Genomic DNA, 23,107 nt, shown 5'->3' on the forward strand with positions numbered 1-23,107 from the left:
TTTCATTTATCAAGTGAATTAACATTTAACAAAAAAGCTTATTGGAATAACGATTGTAACCAATTAATGATTTTCTATGAATAATTCAGGTATAAGTTTATTAATCACTTACAATCTTTCGTTTAATTTATTATATATTCAATGATTTCTAAATAATTATGTTAGATTTTCTCACACTCTATTTTTTAGAACAAAAACCTCTATTGCAAAATTGCAATAGAGGTTTTCTATTTTTCTTAAATCTCTTACTCTAGCTAATTCTTTTATTTAATTGCAAAAAATCACTAGTTATTGCATTTTTGCAATATGTATACCTAATTTCTTAATTTTTCTAGAAAGAGTAGAAGCATCAACTCCAAGTTTGACACTAGCTTCCTTCATCGTTCTGCAATTCTCTACTGTTTCTTCAATTATTTGCTTTTCAAAGGAATCCACTAAAGATTTCAATGTTTTATTTTCTCCATCAAGCCTAATTGATTTCTTTAACATTGCATGAGATAGATGCTCTTTAGTAAGCTCTTCTTCCGAAATTGTCACCACAAGACGCTCTATTGTGTTTTGAAGTTCTCTAACATTTCCGGTCCAAGGATAATCCATAAGCACATTAAATATAGTTGGATTAAATCTTTTGCTTCGGTTATAAACTTCATTAAATACAGTTAGAAAATGATGGGCCAAAAAAGGAATTTCTTCTCTTCTCTCTCTTAAACTTGGAATACAAATAGGTGCAACATTTAGCCAATAGTAAAGCTCGCTTCGAAATTGATTTTCCTCCATGAGCTTTTCTAAATCTTGAGTTGTTGAACAAATAACTCTAACATCTATTTCAATCGGTGCTTCATTCACAGGACTTATCATCTTCTTTTCCTGCAAAACCTGTAACAATCTAACTTGTAGATGGATAGGCAACTTTTCAATTTCATCCAAAAATAGAACTCCATTTTGAGCAGCCATTATAGATCCAGATTGTATAAGGGGACCTCGGTTTCCGAATAATTCCGTCTCAATCATATCTTCTGGAATTGACCCTAGGTTTACTTTTACAAATGGACCTATTCGTCGTAAACTTTTTTGATGAAGTATTTTAGCAAAAAACTCTTTACCAACACCAGATTCCCCTCGAAACAATACAGGTGAATCTACTTCAGCAATCCAATTAATTAAATCAGAGGTTTTTTTCATGGCTGGGGATTTTATAATAACTTCTTCTGTTTCACTTCTTTTATTATGAAGTTCAGTTTGATATTCATACAATAATTCTTTTGTCTCATTTAGTTTTGTTAATAATTCCTCTGTCTCTGTAATATCCTTTGATATATTGATTACCTTTTCTAAAGTGCCCTTTTCATTAAAGATAGGATATCCTTTTACTAATAATCTTCTTCCAGATTTAGTAGTTTGAACTATCGTCACATTCCTCCCCTCATTGAGCACTCGTTTCGTTGAAGAATTATCTATTATTTTTTCAAATTCCATCCGTTCTATTGGTTTACCTACAAACTCTTTCTCTTTTACCCCCATTATCCGCTCACACGCTTCATTTACTCTTAAAATAATTCCATTCGCATCAGAAATGGTAATAAGCTCTCCAATCAAACTCATAATTAGATCAAATTCTTGTTTTAATCCCCCTATTCTTCTCGTATGAAAAGCCAGATGCTCAATAAGGCTCTCATGAAATAACAGAATTAACCCCATTGGTGAATTTCCATTTCTCTGAAGACATGTTTCATAGAGGATTTGTGAATCTATTTCATTTAATCTTGTAGACGAAATAGTAGACTGACCTTTTTTTATACATTTATGAAGAGAACTATTCGTAATGACTTCGAGAATATTAATGCCAATAATATCTCTTTTTATTTTCTTTGTCATTTTTAATGCCATATCATTCATATACAATATCGTTCCGTTTTCATTTGTAAGGATAATACCAAAAGGAAAATAATCAAGGATTCTTTGTTCAACCATATCTATCACTTATTCCTTTCTTCTATCTTGGCTTAATACTATCATACTAAATAGTCTAATTATTCGCTAAATTTTTTTAATATAAACAAAAAGAACAGCTTACTAGCTTGTACATCCATTTACATGCTAGTCTAACTGTCCTCTACTATATAATTCAGCTTATCTTTTTAGTAATTAAGCTTGAATAACCAAATTTATTTTAGCAAATAAACCTTAGCCTCATACGGTCGCATTAACATTGTACTCTCTTCTTTCTTGATAATTACTAATTAGCATTTCGGCTGCGCCCTCGGAAAGTTCTTGTAAAAACTCCGTCTCTATCTCTTTCTCACTAAAGTTATAAATAACAACAAATGTTTCCTCATTTAAAGAACGCTTATAAGCAAAAATTTCCGGATGATTTTCTAGCAATAAGTGATAGCTGCCCATAAACGATCACTTCATTTTTTTTCGTAACTCAATAAGCTTACGATAATAATGATAGAAAGAATTAGGATCGGCAATTGCGCTTTTGACATTTACCTTTTTATAATTGGCGTTCTAAAGTTTGATGTATTCCACTAATTACAAGTGGTGCATACTATCCACCATAAATTAATCCACCTAAAAAAGGAGCAAAATCAAAGATAGCTACAACGCCGCCTGTAATCTGGTTACCAAAAAAGAATGTAATTGGTCCGATTGCAATAAATGATACAAGTTTTCAATAAAAATTTATGCATTTACAATTTCATTTTTTTCCTTTTTATTAGATATCTTCCTTTTTTCTTAACAAACCTTTTAATCCATTCTGTCTATTAAATATGAAAAAACGTACAGAAATCATAAAAATTTTTGTATACCTAAAACAATAGCCAACTAATTATGCCAATTAACACAAGTAATAGGATGCTATATTTTATGGTGATATTAAATAATTTACTTTCTTGTCCTGAAAGTCCTACTGCTGCAGCTGCAACGGCAATAGACTGTGGAGAAATCATTTTTGCCATTGTACCGCCCATTACATTCACTGCAACCATTTTTTCAGAAATTATCCCAATTTGAGATGCTGTTACGGCTTGCAATGGTGCAAATAACGAACCACTATTTACAACCGAACCAGTTAAAAATACACCTAACCATCCTAAAACAGGAGAAAATAATGGGAAGATATTTCCAGTAGAAGCAAACGCCAAACCAAGAGTGGAAGACATACCCGAATAAGTACAAATATAAGCAAAAGCTAACACACTACATATTGTTAGTACAGGAGAAAATAATTCTTTTGCAGTTTCTGTCAATGTTTCTCCCAATAGCTGTTTACTACATTTAAAAAGAAAGCATGCAACTATAATAGTTATAAGGATTGCCGTAGTTGTTGATGAAAATAAATCAAATTTAAATACTGCAGGATATGGTGTTTCCACAGGAACAATAGGAGGTAACTTTATAACATTATTATTTAAAAATGGAATGGGAAGTAAAAAAACCAGTTTTTCTAATGGACCTCCCGGACTAAATAAGTCTTTTACAATGGATAGATTAAATAACGTAACAATAATCGTTAAAAAAATAAAAGGCAACCACGCGTAAGCAATGGAACCGAAAGAATAGCTCTTTTTTTGCGAATCCCCTTCTTCTTTTATTCGATATATTTCTTTTGGCTGCCAGACTTGTAAAAATAATGCAAGAGCTATCAAACTGACAATCGCAGCAAAAATATCGGCTAAAGCAGCACCAACAAAGTAAAGCACCACTGCCTGTGTGAAAGCAAATGACATACTACTGACTAAAATAGCAGGAAAAGTTTGCTTCATTCCTTTCCATCCATCGATTATACCTATTAATAAGAACGCAACAAGTATACTAATAGCCGGAATAACCATTGCAGTGTATCTACCAACCATTAAGCTATCTAGCCCTGTTAGTATAGAAGGGACGGTAACTGGGATTCCCATTGCTCCAAATGCACCACCAGCTATATTTGCGATTAAACAGAGACTTGCTGCATATACAGGACTAAAGCCTAAACCTACTAAAATTGCTGCTGTAATAGCTACTGGAGCTCCAAAACCAGCAGCCCCTTCTAAAAATGCTCCAAAAGAGAAAGCTACAATAAGTACTTGTAATCGTTGATCAGAAGTGATAAAAGAAATACTATTTTCAATTATTTTGAATTTTCCTGTTTTAACCGTTATTTTATAAAGAAATATTGCAGCAAATACGATAGAAGCTACCGGCCATATGCCAGCTATGATTCCATAAAAAGCTGCCATTATCACAAGGATTATTGGCATCTTATAAAGAAAAATAGCCACTAATGCAGCAATAACCATACTATATGCACCAGCGATATATCCTTTTAGTTTCATCACCGTCAATAATAAGATAAAGCTTATGATGGGAATTGCAGCAACCAATGCTGAAATCCATAAATTATTTAATGGGTGATATACTTGATTCCATGGTGTCATTTTACTTTTTCTCCTCCTTCACGATTAACTACAGTTTGCAAGGCAACTAGAGTAAATACTCTTACTAAAAATTTATATCTTCCTTCTTTTTCCCTTATCGCTTCCTAATTATTCGTTACAATTAGCAAAAAGGACTGTTTCATATTTCCTAATTGGAAATATGAAACAGTCCTTACGCATTTTTTGTCCTCTAACCCAGTATTATATTTTGTTATATTATTAATGAATAATCTCGCTTGCTTTTGCCTTTTCTGTCATTTTTTTCGTTCCTTTTTCCAATGGCTTTTTTAAAAAGAGAGCAATAATGAAGGCAATTGCACTAAAAACGAGAAGCATACTAATTGAAAATAGTACTGTTTCTTTCACCATGCCGCCTACTGTTTCTCTTAACAGATTAATAGCATGTGTAAAGGGCAGGAAGGGATTAATGGTCTGGAAAAATGGTGGTGCAACTTGAATAGGGAATGTACCGCCAGAACCAGATAACTGCAACACAAGAAAAATAATCGCTAATCCTTTGCCAAGATTGCCAAAAACAGAAACCAATGTGTAAACAATAGTCATAAATATTATGCTAATAAACATGCTGAACAACACAAATGCAACTGGTTCTGCTACATATGCCTTTAAGATAAATATATCTCCTAGTGTAACAATCAAACTCTGACATAATCCGATTGTTACAAAAGTGAGCCATCTTCCAAAGTATATTTGATTAGACGTGTACATGCCTTCAGGATTTCGAACATCCACTCTTAATAAAGAAATGAGCAATAAGGCACCAACCCATAAACTTAAGGTTGTATAAAAAGGAGAATTCGCTGAACCATAATTAGGAATTGGAAACAGAGAATTTTCATTTAATACAATAGGGTCAGATATAAAGTCACTTTCTTGCTGTATATCATTTTTCAACAAAGAAATAATCTCACTTAGATCGTATTCATCTTCAAAAGTCCGAATAGAATCTGCTGTTTTAGTCAATGTAGCTTCTAAATTTGGCAGTTCATTTTGGACCATATCTGCTGCTTTATGAACAGCATCTTCTACTCTTGGCAAATCATTCTCAATAAATGCAGCCACTTTAGAAATATCTTCTTCAGCCGCAGGAAGGTCATCACGAACAAAGTCTGCTGCTGCATGAAGCTTTTCCTTTAAAGCTGGAAAGGAATCTTTATAAAAATTTGCTGCGTCATTAATACCTTCCATAACTTTATCCATATTTTCCTGTATTAGATTTGTCGCTTCATGAATTTCTTTTTCTATTTTAGGTAAATTAGCGTTTAGCTTGGATAATTCTTCCTTTGCGAAAGTTAGTGACTCTTCTGTATTTTTTATTATCTCTTCTAGCTTTGGTATATTCTCTTGTGCACTTTCTAAATCATTCATTGCATTTTGCGCAGAATCCTTTATCCCTTCTAATGTACGATTAATCGCTGGTTCTGTTTGCTGATCATATCGATCTATGAGGGTAGTACTAAGCTCTATTGCTTCTTGTGATAATGCCATTAAAGTGCTTGCTTCTTCCTCATCATCTGCCTTAATCGTCTGAAGCTTCTCTTTTTCTTGCTGAAAATTTACTTGCAATGCTTGTAAGTCTTCTATTTCTGTTAATAAAGCTTCCTCTCCATTTGAGGTTGCACTGTTTAGAGTAGTAAATAATGAAATCGACCGTGTTAAACTATCGATGCTTGTTTGCACTTGTGCCTGTAAAGTCAATGCCGTTTTTGAAACTTCTTCTTCTGTTAGTGCTCCTGCCTTTACTGACGCTGCAAATTGATGAACAGCATCAGCTGTTTTTTGATAAAGCAGAAGATTTTGCTTATAAACTGGACCAACAGCATCAAGTGCTTGCCCATTTGCTTCCATAAACGCTGGGAGTACGTCTGCAATTTGCTTACCATTATTTATCCCTTGCTCTATTTGCTCTAATGAACCACTTGCTGTTTCAAGAAAGGATTGCATATCTTCTACATTCGATAATGCACTTGTTACCATTTCACTAATATCAGCAAAGTGAGCATCTAGCTCCGTTACTCGATCACCTAGTTTTTGTATCTCTGGCGCCTTTTCCTGTAATAGAAGTACACCTTCTCCTACCTTTTCTAGTTCCGGAATCTTCTCTTCTAATAACAGGATATTTTTACTGGCTTCATTAATTTCCGGAAATGCAGCTTCTAACGCTAAGATTTTTTGCGCTTGTCTATTGATTTCCGGCAATTTACTTTCAAGCTTTACCACCTTTTCTCCCAGTTCATTTATTTTAGGAACTTCTTTTTCTAACGCAAAAATTTTCTCTTCTATATTTCGAATCGTCGGCAATTCTTCTTCCAGTTTAATTCCAGCGTCATTAAAAACACTCAAAACAGACTCACTTACGGTATGTATAAAGTTTTCTTTCACTTGTTGTACAATGGTAGAAGCACCAGTTGATGTCATTTTTGGCGCGATTGCGTTTAATTTTTCGTTAACACTATAGTCAATTTCAGGCTTTACTTGTTTGTCATCTAAAATCGTGGCAATTTTAGCAGAAAAATCATCTGGTATGTATAGGCTTGCATAATAGTCTCCTTGCCTAACCCCCTGCTTCGCTTTTTCTTTACTTACAAATTCCCAGCCAAGCTTATTATTTTCCTTTAAGCTCGCTACAATTTCATCACCAATATTGACAGAATTATCGCGAATAACCGCTCCATCATCTTCACTTGTCACAGCAATTTTAATCCCACTCGTATTGGAATATGGATCCCATGAAGCTTTCAAATTAAACCATGCGTAAAGAGAAGGCAAAATCATAAGAGCCACTATTAAAAAAGCAGCTACTGGAGCTTTAAAAATACGAATCCAATCATTTCGATAAATAGTAAATGCATTCTTCAAAAAACAGACCACCTTTGTTAAAACTTAATTTATTGTATGGAAATGATTATAATACCATTCATAATTAAATAGAAGAATAATTCGATACATTTGAAATTTGACCGGCTTAAAATAAATTGCTCTTTTGTTTTCTGCTACTGCATGAATCTCTAAAACAAGCTTGCCAGGTCCCCTCTTTTCTGCCTTGTCACCATAAGTTCTTTTGCCTCACAAAAAATAATTAGAAAGTATCATCCCTTTGTTTTTATTTTGGTATTTTTTTCTACATTCCCTTTTAAATAATGCTATATTTCTTCTTGGCATAAAGAGGAATAGAATGTATATGGAAAAACTAAAATCATTATTGCCAGTATTTATCTTACTTCTATCTACTGTTTTTGTATCACCTGCATCTGCTGCTAATAAGCTGCAGGTACACCTTATTAATGTAGGACAAGGAGATAGTACGATATTATTTTCAATGGAGGGAATAGCGATGGAAGTGATGTTACAACAGGGACTAAAAGATATGGAGACAAGGCACGATTATCGTGCTTGGGAAGATTAATAGCAAGGCGGTTCTTTTGCATCCATTTTGGGAGCAGGAGAATTGCCTTTTTCTATTATAATAGAAGAAAATAGCATTTCATTTGAACTCGCTTCCGCTCCAGCTGTTCTCTCACTCTTCTAATTCTCCTTCCCTAGTTTTTTTGAAACTTTTCCCAATAAAATCCGTAAACATCGTTAAAAGGAGTGATAGGGCAATGTTGGAAGTTAAGGTAAAAAACACAACGACCATTTACACATAAAATGGCAACTAAGCACCATTGAAATTCCCTTATCAGACATTACAGCAGTAGCAAATGACGAAACATATGCTGGGAAAGAAATAACCGGAATAAGAATTGGTTTTCCTTATGGAAACACAGACAGGGTCATCATACATACCAAAACAGATAATTATATTATTTATACAAGTATCGGAAATTTGCAGAACAAGATTACGAATTTCATTAAGGAAAAATAAATTTCTTTGACACCACAAAATTAGCCGATTTGTGGTTTTTTTTTGACTAAAGTCATTTACTCGAACTTAATCAAGCAAGTGATTAAAATATACTACTTTTTTTGAAGGAGAAACTACTCTCTTTTAAAAAGACTATCTATCTCATGTCTTCATTTATATAATGATCATATAGTAAATTCAAACAATTCTATCAATAGAAATAAATGGAAGGAGTTTTATTACAGTGGAAAAAATAAAGAAAATAGCCATTCCAAATCACCAGCGTATCATCGTTATTTCCGATATACATGGAGAAGTCAATCTATTAAAAAAGCTCCTACATAAAGTGAATTATCGTCAAGATGATTACTTAATGATAAATGGAGATATGTGTGAAAAAGGACCTAGTAGTAAAGAAGTGATTCGTTATATTATGGACCTTTCTAGTAAACATCCAAATGTCTATGTAACAGAGGGAAACTGCGATGCGTTGATAGAGGAACTTTTGAATGAGAATCCTGCTCTATTAAAATATCTTGCAAGACAAAAACATTCTCTCGTAAATGAGTGGTTGGAAGAACTAGATTTTATTATTACAGAGCAAACAACAGTTCAAGAAATAAAACAGCTACTAATGAAACATTTTAGCCATGAAATCGATTGGCTGGTTAATCTCCACACCGCTATTGAAACAGAACACTTTATCTTTGTTCATGCAGGCTTAGAGAATATCAACAATTGGCAGGAAACAGATAGAGAACTCGCCATTTCGATTCCTTCTTTTTTAGAAAAGAACCATCAAGCGAATAAATACGTTGTTGTTGGACATTGGCCAGTTGTAAACTATTCAACTGAGTTTCCTTCTGACAATCCAATTATTAATGAGGACAAAAAAATAATCGCCATTGACGGTGGAAATATGGTGAAACCAACTGGACAGCTAAATGCATTAATGATAGAAGGAGATACACTTTCTTATACATATGTTGACCATTTCCCTACTAGGAAAGTCCGCCAAGACTTTTATGCCGATTCTACTAAGTTTGGTGCGATTAATTATCCCTATTACTCTATTCAGCCATTAGCAAAAAATGATTACTTTACACAATGCAAGCAGTTAGAGACAAATCGCGTCATTTTTGTGAAAAACGAATACATTCACCTACTTAACGATGGAAAATACCAAGTAAAAACGGACGTATCCTGTGCTCAGCTTACCGTACATAAAGATGATCATGTATCCATTATTGATGACACTTGCACAGGATACACATTGATTAAAAAAGATGGCATGCTAGGATGGATAACGAAAGATTGTTTATAAGGAGCGGATATCCGCTCTCTTTTTTATTTTGAAAAACGCAGTAGATTTTATCGAGAACCCAATGCATTATCAGAAAAGGTTTTTTAGGGGATGTTCCATTTCCGATAATTGAATACGCTATCAATTAATGGTATAGTTTAATTATATCAAAAGTCTATACAATAAAGGCGGAATTTATTTATGCTAGTGATTCGAGAACTACCTATTGAAGCAATTACTATTTATCCATCCAATAGCTTTGACGGAATGGAGATATTATTTCGCGTTAGCAATCATAATTATCAATTTCTAATTGGTAATTCCAAAAATCCTTTTCCTATAAACGTAAAACATGTATTTAAGGAAAAGGCTATCTGTCCATTTTGCCAGAAAAAGATTTTACCCGTACCATTAGGCCAGCAGCTTTGCATAGCATTTCAAAAAAATCAGTCTGCCCTTTTGCAATATTTCCAAGAAGAATATCCGGATGCTTTTTGATGGACAGGTAGGGACAATTCTCCCCCCTTCCAGTTTTTCAAAAAGCAAAGTCGTCCCTCTAATTAATTTCTGAATATTAGAAATATAATTATTTATGAATGTGTTTTCATTATTAAAACGCTGGGAATCATCGCCATTTTTCAGTTTGGCAAGATGCCTATTCTTCCTTGCAAGCTTTTTCAATTGTTGTTAAGGTAGGTAAATGTATCAGATACAAGAATACAAAAGACAGCTGTCAACACTTTAGTATTCAAGACTTATAATTTGTAAGGGAGAGATTTGGTGCAGGTAGAAGTATTTATTTCTTTAGGAATTTATTTAGTAGGTATGTTGTTAATCGGTTATTATTCGTATAAAAAAACATCTGATTTGAATGATTATATGTTAGGAGGGCGTGGTCTTGGGCCGGCTGTAACTGCATTGTCTGCAGGCGCTTCTGATATGAGTGGTTGGATGTTAATGGGATTACCAGGTGCGATGTACGCTTCTGGAATTTCAAGCTTATGGTTAGCAATCGGATTAACAATTGGTGCTTATTTAAACTATCTAATCATTGCCCCACGACTTCGCACTTATACAGAAGTGGCGAACGATTCTATTACCATTCCAGATTTTTTAGAAAATCGCTTTAATGATTATTCGAAAATACTCCGTTCTGTTTCAGCGCTCGTTATTTTAATCTTTTTTACTCTTTATACATCATCAGGCCTTGTGGCTGGTGGCCGATTGTTTGAAAGCTCTTTTAATACCGACTATAAAGTAGGCTTATTTATAACAGCTGGGGTTGTTGTTGCCTATACTTTATTCGGCGGATTTTTAGCAGTAAGCATGACTGATTTTATTCAAGGTGTCATTATGTTTATTGCGCTCATATTAGTTCCTGTTGTAGCTTTTACAGATATAGGTGGCGTACAGGATACCTTTCAAGAAATTAAAAATGTGGATCCTTCCCTCTTAGACTTTTTTAAAGGAACCTCCTTTTTAGGAATACTATCTTTATTAGCATGGGGTTTAGGTTACTTTGGGCAACCACATATCATTGTTCGATTTATGGCTATAGGTAGTATTAAACAATTAAAGACAGCACGTCGAATTGGTATGGGATGGATGATTGTTTCTATCATTGGTGCCATGTTGACTGGTCTTATTGGGATTGCCTATTACTCTATTCAAGGACAGGAGTTAGCCGATCCTGAAACAGTTTTTATTGCTTTTTCTACTATTCTATTTCATCCATTGATTACTGGATTTTTATTAGCTGCAATTCTAGCTGCTATCATGAGTACCATTTCTTCTCAGCTACTGGTAACTGCTAGTTCGTTAACAGAAGATTTTTACAAGACATTTTTCCGTCGAGATGCTAGCGATAAGGAACTTGTTCTTATTGGACGTATAACTGTATTGATTGTAGCATTGGTTGGAATCTCTCTTTCTATCAACCCAAATGATACGATTTTAGGACTGGTTGGTTACGCATGGGCAGGCTTCGGTTCAGCATTTGGTCCTGTAATCTTGTTAAGTTTACATTGGAAGAGGATGACAAAATGGGGAGCTTTAGCAGGAATGCTTGTGGGAGCTGTAACGGTTCTCATCTGGGCAAATATTTCCGTCTTACAAGAAACACTTTATGAAATGATTCCCGGCTTCCTATTAAGCACCATTGCAGTCATACTAGTCAGCTTAGCAACTGAAAAGCCATCAAAAGAAATAGAAGAGCAATATCATCAGATGGAAGATGTGATGAAAAAGTAAGCATTGTGACGGTTCTTCCTCTTTGGAAGAACCGTCCATTTATTTCCCCTACTGAAAAAATGTTAATAAACCTTACAAAACACTAGTAATATCAAAGATAATATAATAAGGTTATGAATATATATAATTTTAGCAATATTCCATTAGCCCTCCATCACTTCCCTTATTAATATTCCTCCATAAATCAAAAGTTCGTTTTTTACTATCCAATTCTTACAATATACGACAAATTAATATTTTTTTCGTCAAAATCCGCACATTCTATTGAAATAACAAAAAATAATATGTATAATAACCAATATCAATAGTTTGGCAGGTGATTTATCATCGATGCAAATGAAATGAAGAAATTTTTATCTCATGTGTATAACAAGATTTCTAAGGAGTTATTTGGTGCTGGTACAACATTATTAAAGGTAACAATCGAACAAAATGTTATCACCCTTCACGCAAAGCATCCTCGTGCATCACGCTCTGCTGCTCTGGAAGGAGAAGTACCCAGCCTTAAACAAGAAGTTGACTTTCATCTGTCCTTACTTTTTAAGAAAAAGCTTAAAGAACAACTAGAAGAAACAACAAATTGGAATATCGAAGCGATTCTTAGGGATTATGATTCTTTCACACAGCTTGCTTTTACAAACATTGTATTATCTAAAAATTAAACTTGGATTTCTTCTTGGATTTATCTAAGCAGAACGCCGACATATACAAAAGATAAGTTTAATCTTTGTTTACAAAGAAAAGACAATCTTAAGTAGAAGGATAATTCTATTTAAGCTTGTCTTTTTTTATTAGGCTGTTTTCTAAAAGATTGTTGTTTTATCAATGGGAAAAAAGAATTAGTTGGAAACAATTAGCAGTCGGAATACACGTAGACTCCTGTGGGATTAGCGAGACAGTCTGAGACCCTGCAGGAGCGTAGCGACGAAGCGGCTCAGCGCGAGCCCCACGGAAAGCGAAGTGTATTCCGGCTGCGGGCCATAGCGACAAACTTTAGAAAATAGCCTTTTATTATTATCAACGCTAGCAAAAAAGATAGTCTTTTAACCATTAACAAACAAAATCATTTGGAGGGTTCAAAAATGAAAATGAAAAAATTAGTTAGTGCAGTTACAGCTTCATCCTTCTTACTATTAGCCGCTTGTAGTTCAGATGACACAGCAAACAGCAGCAAAGAAACAAAAGAAAAATTAGTTATCTCCACTTGGGGATTTAACGAAGATTTCTTCCGCAACGAAATATATGCACCATTCGAAGAAGAAAATAATGTAGAAATCGTTTTAGATACTGGCAATAATGCAGATCGATTAAATAAAGTAAGACAAGGAAATTCAGATATAGATGTCATTTTCCTATCTGACTATTATGCACAACAAGGAATTGAAGATGATTTATTTGAAACAATTGACCGTAGCAAGCTTTCTAATCTAGATAATATTTACGAAGCAGCAAAAGCTCCACTAGGAGAAGATTATGGCCCAGCCTATACCATTGCTCAGTTTGGAATTGCTTATAATCCTGATGAAGTAGCAAAGCCAATTACTTCTTGGAAAGACCTATGGAGTGAGGATTTAAAAGGAAAAATAACCATTCCTAGCATTACATCCACAACAGGACCAATGATTGTAGATGCTGCATCCCTAGTTAGCGGCGAACAAGCTTTTAACGAAGATAAGGCTTTTGAACAATTAAAGGCATTAATGCCAAGCGTCGTGAAAGAATATGGACAAACTTCTGAATATGTAAATATGTTTGCTCAAGGTGAAATAGCTGCAGGACCAATCATGGAAATGTATTTTGCTGATTTACAGGAAGCAGTGCCTAATGCTGAATTTGTTACACCAGCTGAAGGCGGGTATGCTGTTATGAACACAATGAACGTAGTAAAAGATACCGATCAAAAAGAAATTTCCGAAAAATTCATCAACTATATTTTAGGAAAAGAAGCACAAGAAAAATCTGCAAAGAACAAAGTCGATTCACCTGTTAATACACAAGTTGAATTAACCGAGGAAGAAGCAGAAGGTTTAACATATGGAGAAGATGTTATCGCAAGCTTACACACATTAGATATGAAATTTATCAACGACAATTTAAAAGATTGGATCGATCGCTGGAATCGTGAGCTAGTTCAATAATAGAAAAGAGGGTCATCATGAAAGAGAAGCTAATATTGGATGTAGACACTGGCATTGATGATGCAATTGGTATTCTACTAGCAGTAAAGAGCAACGCATTTGATATTTTAGGGATTACAACCGTTAACGGCAATGTCTCTCTAGACCAAGCAACAACAAACACATGCAAAATACTAGATTTATTAAAAGCAGATCATATTCCTGTTATCAAAGGTGCCGCCACTCCTCTACTTCGGGAGCCCTTCTTCGAACACCGCATCCATGGAGAAGATGGTTTAGGCGGAGCACTAAAGGAGGCAGCTGTCACTCATCCTGTGAGTGATGGCTTCGCTCCAGATTTTTTGATTAATTCAATTCTTAGCTTTTCCGGCGAGGTGACATTAGTGTTCACTGGACCATTAACAAATTTAGCATTAGCTGTTAAAAAATGTCCGCAAATTACGAAACACGTAAAAGAGGTTATTTTCATGGGTGGTGTAGTAAAAGGACCAGGCAATGTTACCCCAACAGCTGAATTTAACAGTTATGTGGATCCAGAAGCTGCCAAAATCGTTTTACATGCAGGCTTTCCTTCTATCACGCAAGTTGGTTTAGATGTAACAAGAAAAGCATTATTGACGAAAGAACATCTCGAATTCATTAAAGATGACACATTAAGAGAATATATTAGTCAAAGCACAAACGATTATCAACAGAAGTATTTTGGCCGTTATGGTATTCATGCTTGTGCTATGCATGATCCACTAGCTGTTGGAATTGCGATAAATAAAAAAATCGTGGAAACGGAAAAGTATTTCGTCGATATAGAAACCAAAAGCGAATTATGTGATGGTCAGCTTATTTGTGACTTTCAAAATCGCCTTAATAAAAAAGCAAATTTACTAGTTTCCTTAAAAGTGGATGATCATGCCTTCTTCCAGATGTTTATAGACATTTTAAATGGTCACTTTGAGGAAAGGGAGTGACGTCTTGAAGAAACGATATTTATACTTACTCTTACTACCGGGTGTATTATTTTTAACAATATTTTTAGTGATTCCTATTCTTTCGATGATTGGTACAACCTTTCACGACGAAGGAACCTTTAGTTTACAAGGATATATCGATTTCTTTAAAGATAAATATTTTATCGATATCCTTCTTACTACTTTGCGAGTAAGTCTACTAACTACCTTTATCTGTATATTAATTGGCTTTCCAGTTTCCTATTATATCGCTAAGCTTCCTAGCAAAAGAAAAGCCATACTCTTGTTGTTTACCATTTTTCCATTGCTGACAAGCCCTGTCGTCCGCTCCTTTAGCTGGATGATTATCATTGGAAAAAATGGTGTGTTAAATAAAACGTTATTGAGCCTAGGGCTTATCCAGGAGCCTTTAAACATTTTATATACACCAAATGCCATTATTATCGGATTAATTCACCTTTTTCTTCCATTAATTATCGTAACACTTGTTGGTGTAATGGAGAATATCGACGGTGATTTATTACGCGCATCGGAAAGTCTAGGCGCTTCAAAGATTGCGACCTTTATGAAAATTATTGTGCCATTATGTGTTCCAGGTCTTGTTATTGGGAGTATTTTAGTATTTGTTGGCAGCTTTACCGCATATACAACACCAGCCTTACTAGGTGGTAAGCAACGAGTGATTTCCACTTTTCTTTACCAAAATGCCATTACACTAAATGATTGGAAACTTGCCTCTATTGTGGCAACGATAATGATTGTTGTTACCTTTATCATTATCTCTATCATGAATGGTGTTGCAAAAAAACTAAATCCAAAGGGGTAAACGTGTATGCAAGAGAAACATAGAGGATTGGCCCTCTTTACAATCCTCGTCTTTATTTTTTTACTTGGGCCACTTGTAATAATATCGATTACCTCTTTTGAGAGTGGAAGCATTCTGAAATTCCCTCCAGAAGAGTATTCCTTTAGATGGTATGAAAATATTTTTAAGGTAGAGATGTTTTTAAGCACTTTTAAGACATCTATTATCGTATCTATAGCAGGAAACATTCTAGCATTATTGCTTGGCGTCCCAGCAGCTTATGCGCTTAGTCGTTTCCACTTTGCTGGCAAGGGCATTATCAATGCTATCTTTGTATCTCCAATTCTTATTCCAGGAATTGTTCTAGGTTTTTCCTTTTTACGCTATATTGTTGTGACCTACAACCTTCCTATTTATTTATCCCTATTTATCGGGCATACGGTCATCATGCTACCATTTATTATTCGCGTTATTTCTTCTAGTCTGGCAAACTTTGATTTTTCTATAGAAGAAGCAGCACTCAGCCTTGGCGCGACTAGAATTGGGACATTCTTTAGCGTAGTATTGCCAAATATTAAATCAGGCATTATTGCAGCAGTCATGATTGCCTTTTTAGAGTCCTTCAATAATGTGGATATTTCTGTTTATATGACTGGACCTGGTGTAAGTACGTTTCCAATTCAAATGCTGCTATATGTAGAAAATTACTTTGATCCTACTGTTGCAGCAATCTCTGTTCTATTAATGTTCCTTACTGCCATCTTTATGTTTGCAGTCGAAAGATTAATGGGCCTGTCTTATTTCACGAAAAGATAATGGAGGATAAAAATGGCATTATTTACTTTAGAAAATGTATCTGTCGCTTATGAGAAGAAAAATATATTAGAAGATTTTAATTTAAGTATCGAAAAAGGGCAGCTTGTTTCCTTATTAGGTCCCAGTGGCTGTGGAAAAACAACAACCCTTCGCTTGATTGCTGGGTTTTTAGAAGCAAGTAATGGAAAATTTATTTTCCAAGATAAAGATTATACGAAGGTTCCTGTGAACAAACGGAACTTTGGCTTTGTTTTTCAAAACTATGCCCTATTCCCCCATCTTTCCATCTTTGACAACATTGCGTACGGCTTGCGCTTACGTAAAATTAGCAAAAAGGAAATCGAGAAACGTGTTCTTAATATGCTGGAAATCGTTAATCTAAGAGGATTCGAACAACGGTTTCCTGGAGAGCTATCTGGCGGACAAAGACAACGCGTGGCAATTGCGAGAGCTTTAGTTATCGAACCCGACATTCTATTATTTGATGAGCCATTAAGTAATCTAGATGCAAATCTAAGAGTCAATATGAGAGTCGAAATACGCAGAATTCAGCAAGAACTAGGAATTACGACTGTTTACGTATCCCATGATCAAGAGGAATGCTTCTCTATTTCCGATCAAGTTGCGATTATGAATAAAGGGATTATTGAACAATTAAGCGACCCTGCGACCATTTATAAATATCCAGAAACGAAATTCGTCGCTGACTTTATTGGCTTTAAAAACTTTATTTCTTTTGATAAGCGAATAGATCACAAAGATTATATCGAACTTGAAAAAGCTGGATTGGTATTTACGATAGACCGTCATGAACATATGGAAAATCTAAATAAAATGATTGGTGCAATCCGTCCCGATGATTTCATCATGGAGCAAAGCACAACAGCTATTCCTACAAATGGGATGACTGGAACAATCAAAATCACAACATTCCTCGGTAGAAGCTATCAATATGTTGTGCAAACCGCTCTAGGTGATTTTACAATCAATAAAGAAATGGTCCAGCCATTTAAAAATGGACAAGAAGTAACGGTGATTATTCCAAAGAATCAAATGGTCCTTGTGGAATAGAGGAGGGTTTTTCATGCAAGTAGATACACTTGTATTAAATGGAACGGTGTATAACAGTTATTTTAAACAATTTAGAAAAGAAAATATTGCCATCAAAGATGGAAAGTTCTTTTATATCGGAAAAAAAGGCAAAGACTATTTCCAAGCAAACGAGATTGTTGATGCGAATGGAAAATTTATTGTACCAGGCTTAATTGATATTCACTTGCATATCGAAAGTACAATGGTAAGCCCTGCGACTTTTTCCTATGCTTTAATTAAAAATGGGGTAACAACGATTGTTCCAGAACCACATGAAATGGCCAATGTGTTTGGCATTGATGGTGTAAAAGAAATGATAAAGGCAAGCAAAACGGAAAAAGTCGATATGTTTTATGGTATCCCTAGCTCCGTTCCTGCAACTTCTATGGAAACAACGGGAGGCGCAATTGAAATAGAGGATATTGAAGAATTACTGCAGACAGAATCAATTAAATGCTTAGGAGAAATCATGAATTACTATGATGTTCTCACAAAGCCTGATTGCAAAACCAATCAAATCCTCGCATATGTTCGCAAGCACTATCCAGAACTAATTATCGAAGGACATGTACCAAAGCTATTGGATGATGAGCTACAAGGAATCGCATTTGCCGGAGTAGGCTCTGATCACACGCACCAAACAGTCGAAGGAATGAAAGAAAGAATCGCAATCGGCATGTTTTTAGAAATCCAAGAGAAATCAATGACTCCAGAGGTAATCGATTATCTCATTGCAAATCCAGTAAAAGAGCATTTTTGTTTTGTGACAGATGATGTGATGGCAGATTCACTTCAAAGAAGAGGTCATTTAAATGTATTGCTAAAGAAGGCTATTTCAATGGGAATGTCTTATGAAGATGCGATTTATGCATGTACTTATACCCCTGCCAAGCGGATGAGAATGTATGATAGAGGTGTTATCGCGCCAAGTAAAATTGCCGATTTTGTGATAGTTAGCAATTTGGATGAATTTTCTATTGATGCTGTTTATAAAAATGGCGAAAAGGTCTTTGATCAAAAACTACCATATGTACAGGATGCTGTTTCTAAACAATTCCCTGCATCCTTCTATGAAAGTGTGAAGCTATCTCCATTAAATGCAGAAAACTTCGAGATTCAAATGGATACAGACAAAAAGAATGTGACCGTTCGCACCATTCATGTACAAAATGGCTCCACTTTTACAGAAGAAAAACAAGACACACTGCCTGTCCATGCTGGTAGATTACAATGGGCAGATAGCGCTTATAGTTTAGTAAAAACCTTTGAGCGCTATGGAAAAAATGGAAATGAAGCATCTGCATTAATCGGTGGAGACATCCTAAAACGAGGTGCTGCCGCGACTACCTACTCCCATGACAATCATAACCTATTAGTTGTAGGGAAAAATAAAAAGGACATGCAGATTGCTGCAAATGAAGTCATTAAGAACCAAGGTGGTATCTGCTGTGTGCATAATGGAGAGATCCTTTCGATGGTCCCATTACCAGTCGGCGGCATCCTCTCTGAAGAACCATTAGAAGTGATTGCAGGGCAAGTTGAAGAATTAACACTCTCTTTAAAATCGCTAGGCTACGAGCATTACAATGTAATCATGTCCCTCAGCACCCTTTCCCTTCCAGTAAGCCCAGCCTTAAAGATTACAGATTATGGGTTAATTGCAGTAAATGAAGGAAAAGTTGTTTCATTTGAGGTTTAAGGGAATTGGAGTTATTGTGACAAAGGATAACTTCTGTTGTACTTTTGTGATTTTACCCCATATCAATTTTCAAGAGAGTTCTCATGACTTTGAGAACTCTTTTTTGCGGTCTTTTTTCTGTAGAGATTTAGATGATTCTATATTAATTCAGCTATCCTTCTCTTCTTACATTCATGAATAATTACTCTTTCGTACTAAGACAAACTTCAGATTACATATATTGTTAGAAAATACATGGAGGGATGCGAATGCAAGTTGATGGGATTCTTCTGGACAACGTGCAATTTACTTCAATACAACCTATTTATTTAGAAGAAATTTCAAAAAGTAAATTAAATAAGCTAGTACGCATTCTTAATGCTGGTGATTCCTTAACTAGTTATATGATTCTCGAAAAAGATCCAGTAGAAAATTTTTATTGGCTAGTAGGAGGATATCCAGAATATCTAGCATACAAATCTCTAATGAATAACAAAAAAACTTCTAGCTACATCCCTTGTATTATTCGCAATTATACTGATACAACCGAACAAAAAATAACATTACTCAAAAGAATGTTCCATCACCAGGTCACCAAATGGATGGATAAACATCAATTAATCGCAGAATTAATAGATCAAAATAAATCTACTAAAACAATTGCCAACAAACTAGGAATTAGTGAATCTCTTGTAAAATCTTATTTCATACATCCTGATATTCCAAAGGATATTATTCAGCTAGCAAAAAAGAATCATGGAAGCTTTATTAATCTAGAAAAAATTCGGAGACTTCCTCTTAGCTCCTGTATTCAATACAATTTATTTAAACAAGCTGTATTAAAAACTCGCCATCCAAACCGACTAACTACGGATAAACTTGAAAAAATAAAATGGTTAATTCAACTTGATGACTTTTTTGAGCTAGCAATAGATGCCCAGTGGAAACTTATTCAAAAGGCAATGAAGTATAAAGATCTTCTAAAGCATTACTGGAGAAACGATATTGAAAGAATTCTAGATAAGAATAGAGAGAACCTATCATCAAATCTAGCACTCTACAATGCTACAATTTTTATTAACGATTCAACTGTATCTAATTTCGTATCTTAAAATGTATGGGTTAGGAAATAAGATTCAAAATGAATATAAACCCGAGAACAATTATACGGAGATGTTAATAAAAATCCCTATAATTGTTTGCGTTTATAAATTATTAAGAAAAGACGATTTTAGGATATCACCTGCAAACAGAATGCACTTCACTTTCCATAGGGCGTCCCTTATGCCTCCCACTTGAAATTATTGGAATATCAACTTTCAAGCCGTTTTATGACTCCTTATTGCGACTATGGAGGTCACTGAAAAAGTATAGATTTTCCAAATTAAATAAGGATTTATTTATATGAGAGCAAATATTAAGTTGGTTTGGAGAGGCGATAGCTCGACTCCTATGGGAGCAGCGAGAAAGTCCGAGACCCTGCAGGAACGCAGTGACGAAGCGGCTCGGCGCTCGCCCCATGGAAAGCGAGCTGTCGCCTCGGAAAACAAATGAAATACCTAAATTTAAAAGTCAGCCACCAACAATTATAATGATATTGCAGTTTTTCAGTGGTCTCCTTTTAGTCGAGAATGCTTAGGTTGCTCCTCTACTCATCTAGTGTCTGTTTCGCAATGGAACGAATTGGTTTCTCGACTTGTTTTTTTAAACAAAAATAACCATATCTAAATATCTAAAATTAGCCATTATTTATATAGAGATTGTTCGACTTTAACCATTCTATATTTTGTTTTATCCCAGCCTTTTACTCTTATGTATAAATTCATTTTTCTTCTTACCAGTAAATACCCAATAAAGTTAACAACTCTTCCAAAGAATCAATAATAGTTCCCCGTCACTATAGCCTTCCAATAATATAAGACAGTACTTTCTCGTTCTTCTATAAAAAGTAGAATAACCTTCCTATGTTTCCATCCAATTAATTGCTATAATGGAAATAAAGTTAAATATTACTTAAATTACATATATGTATTGGTGATGATCTAATGAACAGAATATTATGGGCTACTTTTATATTTATTGTATTATTTTCAGGATTGGCAATAATTGGTGCAGCAGAAATGTTAAATCAATCCGCTGCCAAAGGCATTTTCTCGATTTTACTTTCCATTTTTATTATTTTTCTATTAGATAGCTTTTTACATTTACTCTCTAATAGAGAAACTAGTTGGAAAAAAAAGCATTATAAAAGCCTTTTAGAATGGATGGATAATGGAGGAATTGGGGATAAGAGGCTAGAACAAAGTCTTTTTAAGGACATCAAGCCAAAGTTTAATCTAATCGATAATCTCGAGCTTATCCAAGAGACATTTACAAAAATTGATAAGGAAAAAAGAGAACTATTACTAGCATACTTCAAGGCACAAAGAAACGCGGTCACTCTTAACACTACCTTTATGGCTATCTTTTCTACGATATTTAGTGGAATCCTTTTATACCTTATTCAAAATCCGGGACTATTTAACACAGAAGTAATGGGAAATGAAACATTCGATTTTATTGTAAAACTATTTACGTGGTTATTCTTTTTTATTATTGTGATGTATCATCTAGTCAAAATGAATGAGGGTACATCCACTAAAAATGAGCTATATATTGAAATATTAGAAAAACTATAAAAAACCTACCCATCAGTGGAGGGACCTTTAATCTCAATGATGGGTAGGTAATCCAATCAGACCTCTATGGACAATTAATTTCCCACCAATCTTCCTCGAATTTTCATTAGCAAAAGAGATTATTAACAGGAAAAAAAGCAAAGATACTATTTTACTATAAAAAAGCTACTTTCATTTTAAAACGGGGGAAATATGGATACTATCACACATACTTTATTCGGTGTCGGAATTTACCAAAGTGTTAATAAGGAACAAATGAGTAAAAAAGAAAAATATGCTCTTCTCCTTACCTCCATAGGAGCAAGTCAAATTCCTGATATTGACGTTATTTCACAACTATGGGATACCACTGGTCAATACCAAATGTGGCATAGAGGAATTACGCACTCTGTTTTTCTAGCTCCAATATGGGCATTATTGTTTTACATCATCAATCGTTATATTTTTAAAATCAAAGGAATCCAATCGTTCTTTATCGCACTTCTTGCCGTATTCATCCATAATACTAGTGATGTGTTTAATGCATGGGGAACAGGCTACCTTGAACCCTTTTCTACTGTTCGACTAACCTTTGGAACAATTCCAATCGTTGATTTAGTTATCTGGTTTATCTTTTTACTTGCTTTTGTCGCGACTAAGATTTATCCAAAAGTAAAGACACATCTATTATTCCGCATCGGTTGGATATTAATTGTGCTCCATATCGCCCTTCAATCTATACAAGGCTCTATTTTATACAAATATTATCAAGAAGATTATCAAGATCTAGCACTTTCCGCCAGCTTTATCCCATGGCACTTTACTATTGTTGGCAAAAATGGTGATACAGTAGATATAATTAATGATTCTCTTCTATCAAATGCTGAATTTGTGGAGCGAATTACCTCTAGCAATAATGTTGATCTTGATTTGTTATTTGCAGAAAATCCTGCTGCAGCTACTCTATATCAATGGTCACCATTTGTTGTAGTAGTAGAGGATAATAATAGAATTGGTATATATGACCCACGATTTTACCGTAACGGTGAATCTTTTTTAGGGGAGTATTTGGAAAAGTAGTTTCTTTTTTCTCTCTGACATTGTTTTCTGC

At 34.6% G+C, this 23,107-nt stretch carries 19 protein-coding genes and 1 pseudogene; 15 read left to right on the forward strand and 5 right to left on the reverse strand.

Going from position 1 to position 23,107, the window contains the following annotated elements; translation table 11 throughout:
* Window positions 1–288: 288 nt before the first annotated feature.
* The 5 genes and pseudogenes from ACTNDN_RS19550 to ACTNDN_RS19570 form a co-directional block, all read right to left on the reverse strand.
* Entirely contained in the window at window positions 289–1,971 is a 1,683-nt protein-coding gene (locus tag ACTNDN_RS19550) for a sigma 54-interacting transcriptional regulator (protein ID WP_441131918.1), read from the reverse strand.
* Between the two features lie 219 nt (window positions 1,972–2,190).
* Window positions 2,191–2,400, reverse strand: coding sequence for an alpha-glucosidase C-terminal domain-containing protein (locus ACTNDN_RS19555; protein ID WP_441131901.1), 210 nt, complete (start codon window positions 2,398–2,400; stop codon window positions 2,191–2,193).
* A 6-nt stretch (window positions 2,401–2,406) separates the two neighbouring features.
* Window positions 2,407–2,499 (reverse strand): annotated as a pseudogene (locus ACTNDN_RS19560) (hypothetical protein); the annotation flags it as partial.
* Window positions 2,500–2,813: 314 nt separating this feature from the next.
* Window positions 2,814–4,427 carry a lactate permease LctP family transporter gene (locus ACTNDN_RS19565; RefSeq protein ID WP_031537288.1) on the reverse strand — a complete coding sequence of 538 codons (1,614 nt, stop codon included), beginning with the start codon at window positions 4,425–4,427 and terminating at the stop codon, window positions 2,814–2,816.
* Between the two features lie 219 nt (window positions 4,428–4,646).
* Window positions 4,647–7,307, reverse strand: coding sequence for a YhgE/Pip domain-containing protein (locus ACTNDN_RS19570; protein ID WP_031537289.1), 2,661 nt, complete (start codon window positions 7,305–7,307; stop codon window positions 4,647–4,649).
* Between the two features lie 316 nt (window positions 7,308–7,623).
* Between ACTNDN_RS19570 and ACTNDN_RS19575 the strand changes: the two genes are divergently transcribed.
* The 15 genes from ACTNDN_RS19575 to ACTNDN_RS19645 all read left to right on the forward strand — a co-directional run bounded on the left by ACTNDN_RS19575 (window position 7,624) and on the right by ACTNDN_RS19645 (window position 23,076).
* Window positions 7,624–7,854 carry a hypothetical protein gene (locus ACTNDN_RS19575; RefSeq protein WP_349204984.1) on the forward strand — a complete coding sequence of 77 codons (231 nt, stop codon included), beginning with the start codon at window positions 7,624–7,626 and terminating at the stop codon, window positions 7,852–7,854.
* A gap of 264 nt (window positions 7,855–8,118) precedes the next feature.
* Window positions 8,119–8,313: a SunI/YnzG family protein gene (locus ACTNDN_RS19580; protein WP_435406674.1), complete on the forward strand. Its 195-nt coding sequence runs from the start codon at window positions 8,119–8,121 to the stop codon at window positions 8,311–8,313.
* A 223-nt stretch (window positions 8,314–8,536) separates the two neighbouring features.
* Window positions 8,537–9,616, forward strand: a complete 1,080-nt coding sequence (locus ACTNDN_RS19585) for a metallophosphoesterase (protein ID WP_441131904.1) — start codon at window positions 8,537–8,539, stop codon at window positions 9,614–9,616.
* Window positions 9,617–9,796: 180 nt separating this feature from the next.
* Window positions 9,797–10,093, forward strand: coding sequence for a hypothetical protein (locus tag ACTNDN_RS19590; RefSeq protein ID WP_031537293.1), 297 nt, complete (start codon window positions 9,797–9,799; stop codon window positions 10,091–10,093).
* Window positions 10,094–10,375: 282 nt separating this feature from the next.
* On the forward strand, window positions 10,376–11,845 hold the full coding sequence (putP, locus tag ACTNDN_RS19595) for a sodium/proline symporter PutP (protein ID WP_441131906.1): 1,470 nt from the start codon (window positions 10,376–10,378) through the stop codon (window positions 11,843–11,845).
* A 341-nt stretch (window positions 11,846–12,186) separates the two neighbouring features.
* The gene (locus ACTNDN_RS19600) at window positions 12,187–12,507 is read left to right on the forward strand and encodes a Na-translocating system protein MpsC family protein (protein ID WP_031540043.1); all 321 of its coding nucleotides are present in this window, start codon (window positions 12,187–12,189) and stop codon (window positions 12,505–12,507) included.
* Between the two features lie 426 nt (window positions 12,508–12,933).
* Window positions 12,934–13,983: an ABC transporter substrate-binding protein gene (locus tag ACTNDN_RS19605; protein WP_441131920.1), complete on the forward strand. Its 1,050-nt coding sequence runs from the start codon at window positions 12,934–12,936 to the stop codon at window positions 13,981–13,983.
* 17 nt (window positions 13,984–14,000) lie between these two features.
* Window positions 14,001–14,948 carry a nucleoside hydrolase gene (locus ACTNDN_RS19610; RefSeq protein ID WP_031540041.1) on the forward strand — a complete coding sequence of 316 codons (948 nt, stop codon included), beginning with the start codon at window positions 14,001–14,003 and terminating at the stop codon, window positions 14,946–14,948.
* Window positions 14,949–14,952: 4 nt separating this feature from the next.
* Window positions 14,953–15,774: an ABC transporter permease gene (locus ACTNDN_RS19615; protein ID WP_031540040.1), complete on the forward strand. Its 822-nt coding sequence runs from the start codon at window positions 14,953–14,955 to the stop codon at window positions 15,772–15,774.
* Window positions 15,775–15,780: 6 nt separating this feature from the next.
* Window positions 15,781–16,569, forward strand: a complete 789-nt coding sequence (locus ACTNDN_RS19620; protein ID WP_031540039.1) for an ABC transporter permease — start codon at window positions 15,781–15,783, stop codon at window positions 16,567–16,569.
* A gap of 12 nt (window positions 16,570–16,581) precedes the next feature.
* Window positions 16,582–17,640 carry an ABC transporter ATP-binding protein gene (locus ACTNDN_RS19625; RefSeq protein ID WP_031540038.1) on the forward strand — a complete coding sequence of 353 codons (1,059 nt, stop codon included), beginning with the start codon at window positions 16,582–16,584 and terminating at the stop codon, window positions 17,638–17,640.
* A 13-nt stretch (window positions 17,641–17,653) separates the two neighbouring features.
* The gene (locus tag ACTNDN_RS19630; protein WP_441131910.1) at window positions 17,654–19,360 is read left to right on the forward strand and encodes an adenine deaminase C-terminal domain-containing protein; all 1,707 of its coding nucleotides are present in this window, start codon (window positions 17,654–17,656) and stop codon (window positions 19,358–19,360) included.
* A 248-nt stretch (window positions 19,361–19,608) separates the two neighbouring features.
* Entirely contained in the window at window positions 19,609–20,451 is an 843-nt protein-coding gene (locus ACTNDN_RS19635; RefSeq protein WP_441131912.1) for a hypothetical protein, read from the forward strand.
* 933 nt (window positions 20,452–21,384) lie between these two features.
* Window positions 21,385–22,017 carry a hypothetical protein gene (locus ACTNDN_RS19640; protein WP_235252293.1) on the forward strand — a complete coding sequence of 211 codons (633 nt, stop codon included), beginning with the start codon at window positions 21,385–21,387 and terminating at the stop codon, window positions 22,015–22,017.
* Window positions 22,018–22,209: 192 nt separating this feature from the next.
* Window positions 22,210–23,076, forward strand: coding sequence for a metal-dependent hydrolase (locus ACTNDN_RS19645; protein WP_109768520.1), 867 nt, complete (start codon window positions 22,210–22,212; stop codon window positions 23,074–23,076).
* Window positions 23,077–23,107: the final 31 nt, after the last annotated feature.

Origin of the sequence: Niallia sp. HCP3S3_B10 (assembly GCF_052064465.1) — a bacterium.
Taxonomy (GTDB): domain Bacteria; phylum Bacillota; class Bacilli; order Bacillales; family Cytobacillaceae; genus Niallia; species Niallia hominis.